The organism is Streptomyces sp. NPDC044921 (genome assembly GCF_056432865.1).
Window position 1 is genome coordinate 1 of the sequence record NZ_JBWKIF010000042.1, and the last position, 13,833, is coordinate 13,833.

Consider the following 13,833-nt stretch of genomic DNA (forward strand, 5'->3'; position numbering starts at 1 on the left):
CTACGAACGCAAGGCCGAGCACTTCCTGGCCTTCACGGCCATCGCCTGCAGCCTCATCTGCTACCGCAGACTCACCAAATGAGACGACGTCTAAGCCCCCCTCGGTGGTCGCGGCTCCTCGGTTGTGTCGCTCCTGCACGTTTCCCCTCGGTCCTGCACGAGTCCCCCGCCGTAGACAGTCAAGATCGAATCTACTGTGTGCCGTCGTGCCGAGGTGGCCGGTTAGGCACTCGGCACATTGTCGACTTGGCAACTTGGCGTGAAGCATTCGATCACGAAGCGTTGCACTCGTGGGGCGTGCAGGGAAGTGCGCCTCGTCGCGGTGGCCAATCCACGTAGGGTGCGCAGACCCCTTGAGGCCCTTTCCGTGCAGGTCGAACGGGGGGAGGGGGGTGTTTCGGCAGGGGGATGCGGGGGTGCCGGAAGTTGGCTGAAAACCGACGTGCGCGTGCACGGAAACCGGTCAACCGACCGGTGTATCCCCTCCAGTGTGCCGTCCGCCCCGGTGTGACCCCGTTCCGGTGCGGTGGCGACGGCCCCGGTGGGGCGCCCGGTCCTCGGCGGCCATCCGGGCGGCGCCGCGCTCCGACTGGCGCAGCAGGACCCGGCAGGCGCCCGTGACGGCGGCGAGCCCGAGGGCCGTGCCGACGGCGCCGGCGAGCGAGGTGCCGTAGGCGAGGAGCACCACCGGGACCAGCAGGCAGCTGAAGGCCGCCCAGCGGACCACCTCCGTCACACCGTCCCGCGGCGGCGGGGTGGCGCGGCCCGCCTCGGAGGCGGGACGGGGTCCGGGCATGGTGTGCTCCCTGTGGTGTGGCTCACGGAGTTCAACGCGCGGCCGGGACGTCGGTCACTCCGTGACCCGATCACCCCCACGGGTAAGTGAATCCTGTGCGAACCGCCTGTACAGCGCAGCAACCATTGCGTTACGGGCGTCGCCTCGTGCATGCTCCCTGGAACCCGCACGCACGGCGGGCGGGGTCTGGGCTAAGGAGGCGTGCCGCCGTACCCTTGGGGGTATGGGGTTGGGAAGACCATTCCCGGACACAGCTCCGCCGCACCCTGTTGTCCCACCCATTAAAGGATCACAACGCCGAGACAGCCATGGCCGGTCACGAATTCTTCGAACCCGCGGACCGCAAGCGGCCCGTCGCCGATCCCACGGCGGCCGAGCCCCTGGCGGCGGAAGAACCACGCCATTCCTGCGATCCCGCCTTCAAGCACGGGGTCGTGGTCGGCTTCGACGGCTCCACGTCCAGTGAGCGCGCCCTGGCGTACGCGATCGGCATGGCCCATCGCTCCGGGTCGGGCCTGATCATCGTCCACGTCGCCAACCGGCTGCCGACCACGGTGTGGGCCGGCTGCGAGCCGCCGGTGTTCGTGGACGTGCCGGACCACCGCACCGAGGTGCTCGGTCTGGAGCTGGCCTGTGCGGACTACCTCGCCGAGGTGCCGTGGATCCTGGTGGAGCGCGGCGGCGACATCTGCCACGAACTGGAAGAGGTCGGGCGCGAGTACGAGGCCGACGCGATCGTCGTCGGGTCGACCCACGGCATCGTCGGGCGGATCTTCGGATCCGTCGCGGGGCGGCTCGCCAAGCGGGCGCAGCGGCCCGTCGTCGTCATTCCCTGATTCCCCGATTCCCCGGCGCGGGCGGACCGCCGTGCGCCAACTCCCTTGCGCGACGCGTGAATCTACTCACGCGTAGAGGTGTTTGTGCCCTTGTGAAGGGCATATACGGAACACCGCACCACTGCACCTGCACGAAGGGAGCCCGCCGTGGACAAAGACGTCTCCGCGGGAAGCGGAATCACGACCGTGGCCGGTCGACTCGCCCTCGGAATCACCGTGTTGGCCTTCGGACTGGGCAACACCGCCGTGCTCGACGGTGTGTCAGCCGCTGACGCCGCGTCCATCGCCCAGTACGTGGGCGGAGTCGCCCTCTTCGTCGCCGGCCTGCTGGCCCTGCGCGAGGGTGACGCGGCCGGGGGCACGGCGTTCTCGGTGCTCGGGGCGCTGTGGTTCACCTGGGCCGTGACCGAGACCGCCTCCGGCAACGAGGCGGGGCTGTTCCTGCTGCTGTTCGCCCTCGTGGCGCTGTCCCTCACGCTGGCGGGCGGGGACCAGCTCGGGCGGGGCGTGTACGGGCTGTTCTTCGTGTCGCTGCTGCTTCTCGCGATCGCCGCGTTCGCGGAGAACGACGGGCTCGCGAAGGTCTCGGGCTGGTTCGCCGTCGCCGCGGGTGCGGTGGCCTGGTACGCCGCGACCGCGGCGCTGGCGCACTGGCCGACGGCCCTTCCGCGACGCGCTGCGGGCCGGGGTGTGACGGCCACCGGTTAGCTGCGCCGGCTGGGGAGTTGGGCGGCTCCCCGGCGATGAGACGGACCCCCCCGTGCGTGGTGGCAGCACGTGGGGGTCCGTTTTCGTTCGCTGGCCCGTGCGGGTTCGTGGGGGCTTGTCGCGCCCACGCGGCGGAGCCGCATATCGATACGGTCCCGCGCCCTGTCGATATGGCCCCGCGCCCCTTGAGAGGAAGGCCCCTACTCCACCGTCACCGACTTGGCCAGGTTCCTCGGCTTGTCGATGTCGCGGCCGAGGGCCTGGGCCGTGTGGTAGGCGAGGAGCTGGAGCGGGATGCCCATCAGGATCGGGTCCAGCTCGTCCTCGTTCTTCGGGACGACGATCGTCTCGTCGGCCTTCTCCTGGTGCTGGTGGGCCACCGCGAGGATCCTGCCGCTGCGGGCCTTGATCTCCTCCATGGCGGCGCGGTTCTTCTCCAGCAGGTCGTCGTCGGGGACGATCGCGACCGTCGGCAGGGCCGGCTCGATCAGGGCCAGCGGGCCGTGCTTGAGCTCGGAGGCCGGGTAGGCCTCGGCGTGGATGTACGAGACCTCCTTGAGCTTCAGGGACGCCTCGCGGGCCACCGGGTAGCCCCGGACGCGTCCGATGAAGAGCATCGAGCGGGCCTCGGCGAACTGCTGGGCCAGCTTCTTGACGTCCTCCTCCTGCTTCATGATCTCGGCGATCTGCGCGGGCAGCTTGCGCAGGCCCTCGATGATGCGCTTGCCGTCGCGGACCGACAGGTCGCGGGTGCGGCCCAGGTGCAGGGCGAGCAGGGCGAAGGCGACCGTGGTGTTGGTGAAGCACTTGGTGGAGACGACGCAGACCTCCGGCCCGGCGTGCACGTAGATGCCGCCGTCCGCCTCACGGGCGATCGCCGAGCCGACCACGTTCACCACGCCCAGGACGCGGGCGCCCTTGCGCTTGAGCTCCTGCACGGCGGCCAGCACGTCGTAGGTCTCGCCGGACTGGGAGACGGCGACGTAGAGGGTGTCGGGGTCGACGACCGCGTTGCGGTAGCGGAACTCCGAGGCGGGCTCGGCGTCGGCGGGGATGCGGGCCAGCTCCTCGATCATCTGGGCGCCGATCATGCCCGCGTGGTACGACGTGCCGCAGCCGAGGATCTTCACGCGGCGGATGCGCCGGGCCTCGCGGGCGTCCAGGTTCAGGCCGCCCAGGTGCACGGTGGAGAAGCGGTCGTCGATGCGGCCGCGCAGCACGCGGTCCACGGCGTCGGCCTGCTCGTGGATCTCCTTGTGCATGTACGTGTCGTGGCCGCCCATGTCGTAGGAGGCGGCCTCCCACTCGACGGTGGTGGGCTCGGCGGTGGTGCGGGTGCCCTCGGTGGTGTAGGTGCGGAAGTCGTCGGCCTTGAGGGTGGCCATCTCGCCGTCGTCGAGGGTGACGATCTGGCGGGTGTGGGCGACCAGCGCGGCGATGTCGGAGGCGACGAACATCTCCTTCTCGCCGATGCCGAGGACGACCGGGGAGCCGTTGCGGGCGACGACGATCCGGTCCGGGAAGTCGGCGTGCATCACGGCGATGCCGTAGGTGCCCTCGATGAGCCGGAGGGTCTCGCGGACCTTGTCCTCCAGCTTGGTCGCCTGCGAGCGGGCGATGAGGTGGACCAGGACCTCGGTGTCGGTCTCGGAGAGGAACTCGACGCCGTCCGCCTCCAGCTTGCGGCGCAGGTCGGAGGCGTTGTCGATGATGCCGTTGTGGACGACGGCGACCTTGCCCTCGGCGTCCAGGTGCGGGTGGGCGTTCACGTCGGAGGGGGCGCCGTGGGTGGCCCAGCGGGTGTGGGCGATGCCGGTGGTGCCCTTGAAGCGGGCCGGGACCTTGGCCTCCAGGTCGCGCACGCGGCCCTTGGCCTTGACCATCTTCAGGCCGGAGGTCTTCGGGGAGGTGACGACGATGCCCGCGGAGTCGTAGCCGCGGTACTCCAGGCGCTGCAGGCCCTCCAGGAGCAGGGGCGCCACGTCGCGCTTCCCGATGTAACCGACGATTCCGCACATGTATACGTATTCCTAGCCGTAGACGATGCGCCGCAGCTGCCGGAGCGAGAGCTCCGGCGGGGCCACCGCGCGGTATTTGAGGTCCGCCTCGATCCGTTCGAAGATCGCCGCGTTGACCAGGCCCTGGGCCTGGAGCTCGCGGTGGCGGCGACGGACGTACTCCTCGGTCGTCTCGTCGAAGTAGGCGAGCACGTCCTGGATCACGCGCAGCGCCTCGCCCCGGCTGAGGGCGGTGGACCGCGTCAGATGATCAACGAGTTCGTCGTGCACTCGCTAGATCCTGCGGCACCGACGGCCCTTTCGCAAGAATCCTGCCCGGATTCGGGCAGGCGCCTGTGGGGTTTCCTTGGGAGAACGTTGAACCGGCCATGAGGGCCTGTTCGTGAGGCGTCCACCGGACGTCCCGCGTCCCGTTGCCCGAGGCGTCGATTCCTGGTCGCCATGGACACTCCTCGTATGGCGTACCCGAGCGGCTCGCCGGGCGCATGGGCCGAGGAGGCACCTCGCCACCCTGACGGTGCGCGGGATCGCCGAGAGCGGCGCGCGGGTGGACCACTTCACGGTGGCCCGCCGGGCGAAGTGACGCCCGCACGGCTCCCCGCCCGGGGGGCTACATCCGCTTGAGGACCGCCTGCTTGGCCAGCGCGAACTCGTCGTCCGTGAGCACCCCCGTGCGGTGCAGGTCACCCAGTTCGCGCAGCCGGCGCAACAGGGCGTCGTGGTCGTCCCCGGCGGAGGTGGCCGGAGGAGAGGGCAGTTCCGGCCGCGCGTCCGCCGGGCCGTCGGCGGCGGCCCGGGCCGGGTGCGGAAGCCTAGCCTGGACCGCCGCGGCGACCAGCGCCATCAGCGGGTCCTTCTTGAAGCCCCACAGCTCCACCGCGTTGGGGTCGTACTTGGGCGGCGTCTTGGTCGGCGCGTTGCGCACGGCGAAGCGGAGGTAGCCGTTCTCCAGGCCGGCCGCAGGGTGCCACTCCACGCCGGTGACGTCGGCGAGCGCGAGGGTGCGGGTGCCGGCGGCGGCCTTGGCGTCCTCCGTCTTCCAGTTCCACTCCAGGCGGATGCGCTCGCCGTCGAAGCTCGCGGTGCCGTCCCCCGCGGAGACCGACAGCGGTACGGCCGGGCCCGGCAGCAGGTACTCGGTGACCGGGCCGGAGGGCACCTGGTCCAGCAGCAGCGCGTTGCGGACCTCGTCCGTGAAGTACTCGGCGACCCCGTAGCGGTCGGACTCGACGATGAGCTGGTAGGGGTCGTGGGGCTCGGTGAGCCGCCCGCCGGTCGCGTGCAGCAGTGGGTCGGCGCCGTCCCGCAGGCGCAGCCGCAGCCGGCCGCTCCGCTTGCCCTGCTCCAGCGATATGCCCGCCAACGCCCTTAGCGGGACGATGAGTTCACCCAGTTCCCTGCGCAGCAGACTGACGTTCTTGTCCCGCCCCGGCGTCAGCCGCAGGGCGTCGCCGTCGAAGATCCACGAGCCGTCCTTCTGGATGATTTCCGCCATGGGGTGGATTGTTTCACCCAAGTCCCGGGATAGTGGTCCAGACCTCTTGGAGCTCAACGGCTCACGGAAGGGACGGTTTTGTGAGAGACGGTCTTGTCAGACAGCGCCACAGAACACTTCGCCTTCTCGGCTCCCTGCTGCTCGTCGCGGTGGGCGTCGGCGTCACCCAGGCCGCTCCGGCCCGGGCGGCGGCCCCCACCCCGCTCGACCGGGTCGTCCCCGCACCGGCCTCGGCCGAGCCCGGCGGCGCCCCGTACCGGATCACCCGCTCCACGCACATCCGCGTCGACGGCACGCGGGAGGCGCGGGGCGTCGCCGAGTACCTCGCGGACCTGCTGCGGCCCTCGACCGGCTACCGCCTGCCGGTCACCGCGCACGGCCGGGGCGGCATCCAGCTGCGGCTCGCGCACGGCGACTTCGGCCCCGAGGGCTACCGCCTGAACAGCGACGCCCGCTCCCTCACGATCAGCGCCAGGACCCCCGCGGGCCTCTTCCACGGCGTGCAGACCCTGCGCCAGCTGCTGCCCGCGGCCGTCGAGGAGGACACCGTGCAGCCCGGCCCCTGGCTGGTCGCCGGCGGCACGATCGAGGACAGCCCGCGCTACGGCTGGCGCGGTGCCATGCTCGACGTCTCCCGGCACTTCTTCACCGTCGACGAGGTCAAGCGGTACATCGACCAGCTCGCCCTCTACAAGTTCAACAAGCTGCACCTGCACCTCAGCGACGACCAGGGCTGGCGCATCGCCATCGACTCCTGGCCGCGCCTGGCGACCTACGGCGGCTCCACGGAGGTCGGCGGCGGCCCCGGCGGCTACTACACCAAGGCGCAGTACAAGCAGATCGTGCGCTACGCCGCCTCCCGCCACCTGGAGGTCGTCCCCGAGATCGACATGCCCGGCCACACCAACGCGGCCCTGGCCTCCTACGCCGAGCTGAACTGCGACGGCGTGGCACCGCCGCTGTACACCGGGACCGAGGTCGGCTTCAGCTCGCTGTGCGTCGGCAAGGAGATCACGTACGACTTCGTGGACGACGTGATCCGGGAGCTGGCGGCGCTCACCCCGGGCCGGTACCTGCACATCGGGGGCGACGAGGCGCACTCCACCAGTCACGAGGACTACGTGAAGTTCATGGACCGGGTGCAGCCGGTCGTCGCGAAGTACGGCAAGACGGTCGTCGGCTGGCACCAGCTGACCGGGGCGGCTCCGGCGAAGGGCGCGCTCGCGCAGTACTGGGGGCTGGACCGCACGAGCCCGGAGGAGAAGGCGCAGGTCGTGAAGGCCGCGCAGAGCGGCACGGGGCTGATCCTGTCCCCGGCGGACCGGGTGTACCTCGACATGAAGTACACGAAGGACACGCCGCTGGGACTGTCCTGGGCGGGGTACGTCGAGGTCCAGCGGTCCTACGACTGGGACCCGGGGGCGTACCTGCCCGGGGTGCCCGCCGGTGCCGTGCGGGGTGTGGAGGCGCCGATGTGGTCGGAGACCCTGGAGAACTCCGCGCACATCGAGTACATGGCGTTCCCGCGCCTGCCGGGCGTGGCCGAGTTGGGCTGGTCGCCGGCCTCTTCCCACGACTGGGAGCGGTACAAGGTGCGGCTTGCCGCGCAGGCCGAGCGGTGGGATGCCCTGGGGATTCGGTGGTACCGGTCGCCGCAGGTGCCGTGGGGGGCCGCCGGGCGGTGACGCAGGCGATGACAGGCACCCCGGAGGACCGTACTCCGGGGTGCCTGTCCGTCCAGGGTCAGAACTGCGCGATCGGGTTCTTCAGGGTGCCCACCAGCTGGAGGGCGCCCGACGGGTCCGACAGGTCCACCATCTGCTCGTTGTTGCGGAGCTGGAGGCGGTTCAGGCAGGACAGGGCGAACTCGGGGGCGAACATGTCGTACTGCTCGAACTTGTCGGCCAGCTCGGGCATCGACTCCTGGTAGGCGCGGGTGACCTCCGCGACCGTGCGCCAGAAGTCGTCCTCCTGGAGGACGCCCTCGGTGGCCAGGTTCGCCGCGAGGAAGCGGAAGAAGCAGTCGAAGACGTCCGTGAAGATCGACAGGAGTTTCTTGTCCTCCGGGACCTCCACGCGCAGTCGCTCGACCGTCGGCGGCAGTACCGCGTCCGGGTCCATGACCGCGATCTCCTCGGCGATGTCCTTGTAGATCGCCCGCTGCACCACCCCGTCCTCCAGCACGAGGATGACGTTCTCGCCGTGCGGCATGAAGACCAGGTCGTAGGCGTAGAAGCTGTGCAGCAGCGGGGTGAAGTACGCCTGGAGGTAGCGGCGCAGCCACTCCGTGGGGGCGAGGCCCGACCGCTCGATCAGCGCGCCCGCGACGGAGGCGCCCTCGTCGTCGACGTGGACCAGCGAGGCCATGGTGGCCAGTTGCTCGCCCTCCCGGAGGGACGGCACCGGGCTCTCCCGCCACAGCGCGGCCAGCATCTTGCGGTACGGCGAGTAGCGGTCGGTGGCCTGCTCGTACTCCAGGTGCCGGTAGCCGACCGCCGCGCGCTCGCGGATGATCGACAGGCCCGTGGACTTCAGCACCGGGTCGCCCTCGATGAGCTGGGCCAGCCAGTCGTTGATCGCGGGCGTGGCCTCCATGTAGGCCGCCGACAGACCGCGCATGAAGCCCATGTTGATGACGGACAGGGCCGTCTTCACGTAGTGCTTCCCGGGGCTCGTCCGGTTGAAGAAGGTGCGGATGGACTGCTGGGCCAGGTACTCGTCGTCGCCCTCGCCCAGGCACACCAGGTGCCTGCGGGCGACCTCCGCGGCGAAGGTGACGGAGAGCTTGTTCCACCACTGCCAGGGGTGCACCGGGATGAGCAGGAAGTCGGCCGGGTCCAGGTCCTGCTCGCGCAGGACGCCGTGGAAGCGTTCGACGGTCCCCCCGCCCAGCTCCTCGCGCAGGAAGGACTCGTACTCGATGCCGACGCCGGCCGTGAACGCGGCCCGCGAGCGGTGGGCCGCCAGCCAGACGAGCCGGACCGGGCTCGCCGTCTCGGGGGCGTACGAGAGGTACTCGTGGATGCCGAAGCCGAGCCGGCCGTTGTTGGCCACGAAGCAGGGGTGGCCCTCGGTCATCGACGTCTCGATGGTCTGGAAGTCGGCGCGGGCCAGCTCGGCCGCCGTGGTCTTCGGCTTGGTGAGCTTGTAGCAGGTGCCGGACAGGGTGGAGGAGATCTCCTCCAGGTAGACCGGCAGGATGCTGTCGCTCAGGCCGAGGGACTTCCGCAGCTCGATGAAGAAGTCCAGGGCGGCGAGGGGGAGTTCGGCACCGTCCCGGTGGCGGGTGATCGACTCGGCGTCGACCTGCCAGTGGTCGAGCGCGCGGACCGTCGCCGCGAAGGTGTACCGGGTCAGGCCGTCGTCGCTGCGGACGACGTAGGTGCCCTCGGCGGTGGCCTCCGGCGTGATGAGGCGCTCGTGCGCGAACTCGGCGAGCGCCTTGCGGATCAGGAGGCGGTTGGCCCGCGCCCAGCGGTGGGGGGACAGATGCGCCACGGCGTCGGACAGGGTCATACGGCTACTCCTCGGGCGGCCAGGAACTGTGCGCGCGTGCAGAAGCTGAGCAGCGCGCGCTTCTCGGGCTTCTGGATCTCGCGTTCCGGTACGAACCCGACGGCCTCGTTCAGGGCGTGGACGGCCTTGTTGCCGACGTCGGGCTCGACGACGACGCGCCGCACGGCCGGGTCCTCGAAGAGGTGCTCCATCACGGCGGTGATGACGGACCGGGTGAAGCCGCGCACGGGCGTGTCGGTCGGCGGGGTGAGGAAGTGCATGCCGATGTCGCCCGGCTGCGGCTCGTACAGGCCCACCAGCTCGCGGTGGGCCGGGTCGTACTTCTCCATCAGGAAGGCGGGGACACCGTCCTGGAGGCCGAGCTCGGCGTGGTGGTGCTCGTCGGCCGCGATCTCCATGTAGGCGCGCTCGACGTCCTCCAGTCTCGCGTCCTGCATCATCCAGAAGGCGGCCTTGGGGTGGGTGACCCAGGCGTGCAGGAGCTCGGCGTCCTTCAGCGGGTCGAGGGGGCGGAACGTGAAGGTCATACCGAGAACTCCTGGAACGCGATCGTCTTCTCCACCGGGTAGTACTCGGTGCCGAGCAGCTCGCGGATGATGTACGCGTTGCGGTAGGGGCCCATGCCCAGGTCGGGGCTGGTGATGCTGTGGGTGTGGACACCGGCGTTCTGCAGGAAGATCCCCCGGCCGGTGACGTCGATGGCGTAGTTGCGGGCCACGTCGAAGTTGCCGCGGGAGTCGTAGCGCAGGCGGTCGCGGACCGGCTTGAGGAACTCCGGCTCGGCGTACCGGTAGCCCGTGGCCAGGATCAGGCCCTCGGAGGTGAGCTCGAAGTCCTTCTCCTGCTCCTCCTGGCGGAAGGAGAGCGTGTACGTGCCGTTGTCGTACCGGGCGGCGTTCAGCGAGGAGTTGGTGAGCAGCCGCGTCGGGACCGGGCCGCCGAGGTTCTTCTGGTAGAGCAGGTCGAAGATCTCGTTGATCAGGTCGCCGTCGATGCCCTTGAACAGGCCCTTCTGCTCGGCCGTGAGGCGGTAGCGGGTGGCCTCGGGCAGCTCGCGGAAGTAGTCGACGTACTCGGGGGACGTCATCTCCAGCGTGAGCTTGGTGTACTCCAGCGGGAAGAAGCGCGGGGAGCGGGTGACCCAGTTCAGCTTGTAGCCGTGGACGTCGATCTCGCCGAGCAGGTCGTAGTAGATCTCGGCGGCCGACTGGCCCGAGCCGACCAGGGTGATGGAGTCCTTCTTCTGCAGCTGCGCCTTGTGCTGGAGGTAGCGGGAGTTGTGGATGAAGTCGCCGCCCAGGCCCCGGCACGCCGCGGGGATGTGCGGCGGGGTGCCGGTGCCGAGGACCAGGTGGCGGGCGCGGAACACGTCCCCGGCCGCCGTGCGCACGACGTAGACGCCGTCCTCGTACGTCACCTGCGTCACCGTCGTGCCGAAGCGGATGCTGCTCAGCTTGTTCGCGGCCCAGCGGCAGTAGTCGTCGTACTCGACGCGCAGCGGGTAGAAGTTCTCCCGGATGTAGAACGAGTACAGCCGGCCCTTCTCCTTCAGGTAGTTCAGGAAGGAGTACGGCGACGTGGGGTCGGCGAGGGTGACCAGGTCCGACATGAACGGCGTCTGCAGGTGGGCGCCGTCGAGGAACATCCCCGCGTGCCACTCGAAGTCGGGCTTCGACTCCAGGAAGACGCCGTCGAGTTCGGCGATGGGCTCGGTCAGGCAGGCCAGGCCGAGGTTGAAGGGGCCGAGCCCGATGCCCACGAAGTCATGGGTTCCGGTCGGGTTGTCAGGACGCGCGGTCAAGGGACTCTCCCAGGTACTGCTCGGCGTGGCCGGCGATCAGGTCGAGGACGGCGGCGATGTCGGACGCCTGCGTCTCGGGGTTGAGCAGGGTGAACTTCAGGTAGTGGCGGCCGCCCACCTTGGTGCCCGCGACGATGGCGTCACCGGAGGCGAACAGGGCCTTGCGGGCGTAGAGGTTGGCCCGGTCGATCTCGGCGGGGTCGGTGACGTGCGCCGGGATGTAGCGGAAGACCAGGGTGGACAGGCTCGGCTCGACCACCACGTCGAAGCGCGGGTCGGCGGCGAGCAGCTTCCAGCCCTCCCGGGCCAGCTCGCACACCTCGTCGAAGAGCTGCCCGATGCCGTCGGCGCCCATGGTGCGCAGCGTCATCCACAGCTTGAGCGCGTCGAAGCGGCGGGTGGTCTGCAGGGACTTGTCCACCTGATTGGGGATACGTTCCTGCACCATGCGGCGCGGGTTCAGGTACTCGGCGTGGTACGTGGCGTGGCGCAGCGTCGCGGCGTCCCGGACCAGCACGGCCGAGGAACTCACCGGCTGGAAGAAGGACTTGTGGTAGTCGACGGTGACCGAGTCGGCGCGCTCGATGCCGGCGATGCGGTCGCGGTGCTTGAGCGAGGCGAGCAGGCCGCAGCCGTAGGCGGCGTCGACGTGCATCCAGGTGCCGTACTGCGCGGCGAGCTCGGCGATCTCGGGCAGCGGGTCGATGGAGCCGAAGTCGGTGGTGCCGGCGGTGGCGACGACGGCCATGGGGACGAGGCCGTCCTGCGCGCAGCGCTCCAGCTCCCGGGCGAGGGCGACGGTCTGCATGCGCTTGTCGTGGTCGACGGGGATCGGCACCACGGCGTCCTGGCCGAGACCGAGGAGCTTCGCGGACTTCTTCACGCTGAAGTGGCTGACCTCGGAGGCGAAGATGCGCAGTTTCGCCAGGTCCTCGGTCTTGGCCTCCTCGCGGGCGAGCAGCAGTGCCTGGAGGTTGGACTGGGTGCCGCCGGAGGTGAACACGCCGTCGGCGTTCTCGCCGAGACCGATGCGGGCCGTGGTCCAGTCGATCAGTTTCCGCTCGATGAGCGTGCCGCCGGCCGACTGGTCCCAGGTGTCCAGCGAGGAGTTCACGGCGGACAGCACGGCCTCGCCCAGCACGGCCGGGATGACGACCGGGCAGTTGAGGTGGGCGAGGTAGCGCGGGTGGTGGAAGTAGATCGCGTCCCGGAGGTAGACGTCCTCCAGTTCGTCGAGCACCGCGGTGGTGTCGTGCAGCGGCTGGTCGAGGTCGATCGCGTCGATGCGGGGAGCGAGGGCGTCGACGGTGACGCCGGTGAACGGCCGGTCGGTGGCGGCGATTTTGGCGGCCACCCGCTCGACTCCTTCGGTCACGGAGCGGCGGTACTGCTCCGCGGTGGTGTCGTTGAGCAGGTGCGAGCGCATGTGGGGGTCCTCCGGTGGGGACAGTCCGGTGCGGGACAGGAGCGAGCTGCTCCGCGTTAAACTTAGGTTAGCCTAACCTAAGTTGGATCTCGAGAGGGCCGCCTCTCCCGTGACCGTGGTCACTCAGGTCCCGTTGGACGCTTCGTGGGCCGGGGAAGGGGCGACGGCTATCCCTCGGCGCGCAGCTGCTCCTCGGTCACGCCGCGCCGCCAGTAGCCGACGAAGGTGACCCGCCGCCGGTCGATCCCGCGCTCGCGCACGAAGTGGCGGCGCAGCTCCTTCACGCAGCCCGACTCGCCGGCGATCCAGACGTACGGGCGCTCCGCCGACGGCAGCCGGGCCGCGCGGAGGGCGTCGAGGGCCACGGGGGACCCCGCGTCGCCCTCCCGCTCCCGGACGAGCCACGTGATCTCGGCGTCGGCCTCGGTCACCAGGTCCTGGATGTCCCCGGCGCGCGGAACCTCCAGCCAGACCCGGGCCCGGGTGCCGGCGGGCAGCGACTCGACGATGGCCGAGGCGGCGGGCACGGCGGTCTCGTCGCCCCAGACGACCACGAGATCGGTGTCCTCGGGCGGCCGGAAGCGGATGGCACGGTTGTCGGCGACGGCCGGGCCGAGCAGCAGCACCCGGTCCCCGGTGGCGGCCCGGGCGGCCCAGCGGGAGGCCGGACCGGCCTGGACGCCGGCGCCCGGCTCGATGCCGTGCAGGGCGAAGTCGATGTCGATCTCGTCCGGGTCGCGGCGCAGCGCGCGGAGCGTGTACGACCGCATCACGGCCCGTACGTCGTCCGGCAGTTCGCGCCAGCCCTGCCACCAGCCGTCCCCGAGCTCCAGCGGCACGACCGGCTCGGGCTGCCCCGGGTGCGGCAGGAACAGCGACAGCGACTGGTCGCGGCCGTCGGAGTGGAAGGCGTGCAGATCGGGCCCGGTGAAGGTGACACGGACCAGAGACGGCCCGAGCCGCCTCGTCCGCGCGACCTGGAGGGAGAAGAAGCGGAACGGTGCGGCCACGGCGGTGGTCATGGGCGGGCTCCTGAGTCGTCGTCAGGTGTGGGGGTGCGCCCCTCGGGGCGCGGGGAGCGGCGTGCGGCCGCACGGGGCCCGCAGCGCGGACCCCGGGCAACGCCGCCGCGGCGCCGAGCGCCTAGGCAGTTTCGTTTGGATCAGTCGGTCGTTGTTCCGGTTGTGCCGTTGACTGACGCGCAGTGGGCGCGGATCGAGCCGTTACTCCCGGACCG

Annotated in this window: 12 protein-coding genes; 3 read left to right on the forward strand and 9 right to left on the reverse strand. The window is 70.3% G+C overall.

What is annotated here, in order from left to right; all coding sequences use genetic code 11:
• Positions 1-463: 463 nt before the first annotated feature.
• Entirely contained in the window at positions 464-796 is a 333-nt protein-coding gene (locus AC07DA_RS35815; protein ID WP_479132439.1) for a hypothetical protein, read from the reverse strand.
• A 308-nt stretch (positions 797-1,104) separates the two neighbouring features.
• On the opposite strand from AC07DA_RS35815, the gene AC07DA_RS35820 reads away from it, so the two are divergent.
• Both AC07DA_RS35820 and AC07DA_RS35825 read left to right on the forward strand, forming a co-directional pair.
• Positions 1,105-1,632, forward strand: a complete 528-nt coding sequence (locus AC07DA_RS35820; RefSeq protein ID WP_031114250.1) for a universal stress protein — start codon at positions 1,105-1,107, stop codon at positions 1,630-1,632.
• Positions 1,633-1,779: 147 nt separating this feature from the next.
• Positions 1,780-2,340 (forward strand): acetate uptake transporter family protein, encoded by a 561-nt coding sequence (locus tag AC07DA_RS35825; RefSeq protein WP_479132440.1) that lies wholly within the window; start codon positions 1,780-1,782, stop codon positions 2,338-2,340.
• A gap of 200 nt (positions 2,341-2,540) precedes the next feature.
• Here AC07DA_RS35825 and glmS read toward each other — a convergent pair whose 3' ends face one another.
• The 3 genes from glmS to AC07DA_RS35840 form a co-directional block, all read right to left on the reverse strand.
• Positions 2,541-4,358, reverse strand: a complete 1,818-nt coding sequence (gene glmS, locus AC07DA_RS35830) for a glutamine--fructose-6-phosphate transaminase (isomerizing) (protein ID WP_479132441.1) — start codon at positions 4,356-4,358, stop codon at positions 2,541-2,543.
• 12 nt (positions 4,359-4,370) lie between these two features.
• The gene (locus AC07DA_RS35835) at positions 4,371-4,628 is read right to left on the reverse strand and encodes a hypothetical protein (RefSeq protein ID WP_031130491.1); all 258 of its coding nucleotides are present in this window, start codon (positions 4,626-4,628) and stop codon (positions 4,371-4,373) included.
• Positions 4,629-4,968: 340 nt separating this feature from the next.
• Complete coding sequence (locus AC07DA_RS35840) at positions 4,969-5,853, reverse strand: DUF4429 domain-containing protein (protein ID WP_479132442.1); 885 nt, start codon at positions 5,851-5,853, stop codon at positions 4,969-4,971.
• Between the two features lie 80 nt (positions 5,854-5,933).
• Here AC07DA_RS35840 and AC07DA_RS35845 point away from each other — a divergent pair, with 80 nt between their 5' ends.
• The gene (locus AC07DA_RS35845) at positions 5,934-7,538 is read left to right on the forward strand and encodes a beta-N-acetylhexosaminidase (RefSeq protein WP_479132443.1); all 1,605 of its coding nucleotides are present in this window, start codon (positions 5,934-5,936) and stop codon (positions 7,536-7,538) included.
• Between the two features lie 58 nt (positions 7,539-7,596).
• On the opposite strand, the gene AC07DA_RS35850 is transcribed toward AC07DA_RS35845, so the two are convergent.
• The 5 genes from AC07DA_RS35850 to AC07DA_RS35870 form a co-directional block, all read right to left on the reverse strand.
• Positions 7,597-9,369, reverse strand: coding sequence for an IucA/IucC family protein (locus tag AC07DA_RS35850; protein ID WP_479132444.1), 1,773 nt, complete (start codon positions 9,367-9,369; stop codon positions 7,597-7,599).
• Positions 9,366-9,896, reverse strand: coding sequence for a GNAT family N-acetyltransferase (locus tag AC07DA_RS35855; protein WP_479132445.1), 531 nt, complete (start codon positions 9,894-9,896; stop codon positions 9,366-9,368). The genes AC07DA_RS35850 and AC07DA_RS35855 overlap by 4 nt, the downstream gene beginning before the upstream one ends.
• The gene (locus AC07DA_RS35860; RefSeq protein ID WP_479132446.1) at positions 9,893-11,170 is read right to left on the reverse strand and encodes a lysine N(6)-hydroxylase/L-ornithine N(5)-oxygenase family protein; all 1,278 of its coding nucleotides are present in this window, start codon (positions 11,168-11,170) and stop codon (positions 9,893-9,895) included. The genes AC07DA_RS35855 and AC07DA_RS35860 overlap by 4 nt, the downstream gene beginning before the upstream one ends.
• Entirely contained in the window at positions 11,154-12,596 is a 1,443-nt protein-coding gene (gene desA, locus AC07DA_RS35865; RefSeq protein ID WP_479132447.1) for a lysine decarboxylase DesA, read from the reverse strand. Before desA ends, AC07DA_RS35860 begins: the two co-directional genes overlap by 17 nt.
• 167 nt (positions 12,597-12,763) lie before the next feature.
• Positions 12,764-13,618: a siderophore-interacting protein gene (locus AC07DA_RS35870; protein ID WP_479132448.1), complete on the reverse strand. Its 855-nt coding sequence runs from the start codon at positions 13,616-13,618 to the stop codon at positions 12,764-12,766.
• Positions 13,619-13,833: the final 215 nt, after the last annotated feature.

What these genes read in the sequence shown, in the direction of transcription:
- AC07DA_RS35815 (WP_479132439.1), bottom strand. Translation starts at nt 796, where the DNA reads ATGCCCGGACCCCGTCCCGCCTCCGAGGCGGGCCGCGCCACCCCGCCG.
- AC07DA_RS35820 (WP_031114250.1), top strand. Translation starts at nt 1,105, where the DNA reads ATGGCCGGTCACGAATTCTTCGAACCCGCGGACCGCAAGCGGCCCGTC.
- glmS (WP_479132441.1), bottom strand. Translation starts at nt 4,358, where the DNA reads ATGTGCGGAATCGTCGGTTACATCGGGAAGCGCGACGTGGCGCCCCTG.
- AC07DA_RS35840 (WP_479132442.1), bottom strand. Translation starts at nt 5,853, where the DNA reads ATGGCGGAAATCATCCAGAAGGACGGCTCGTGGATCTTCGACGGCGAC.
- AC07DA_RS35850 (WP_479132444.1), bottom strand. Translation starts at nt 9,369, where the DNA reads ATGACCCTGTCCGACGCCGTGGCGCATCTGTCCCCCCACCGCTGGGCG.
- AC07DA_RS35855 (WP_479132445.1), bottom strand. Translation starts at nt 9,896, where the DNA reads ATGACCTTCACGTTCCGCCCCCTCGACCCGCTGAAGGACGCCGAGCTC.
- desA (WP_479132447.1), bottom strand. Translation starts at nt 12,596, where the DNA reads ATGCGCTCGCACCTGCTCAACGACACCACCGCGGAGCAGTACCGCCGC.
- AC07DA_RS35870 (WP_479132448.1), bottom strand. Translation starts at nt 13,618, where the DNA reads ATGACCACCGCCGTGGCCGCACCGTTCCGCTTCTTCTCCCTCCAGGTC.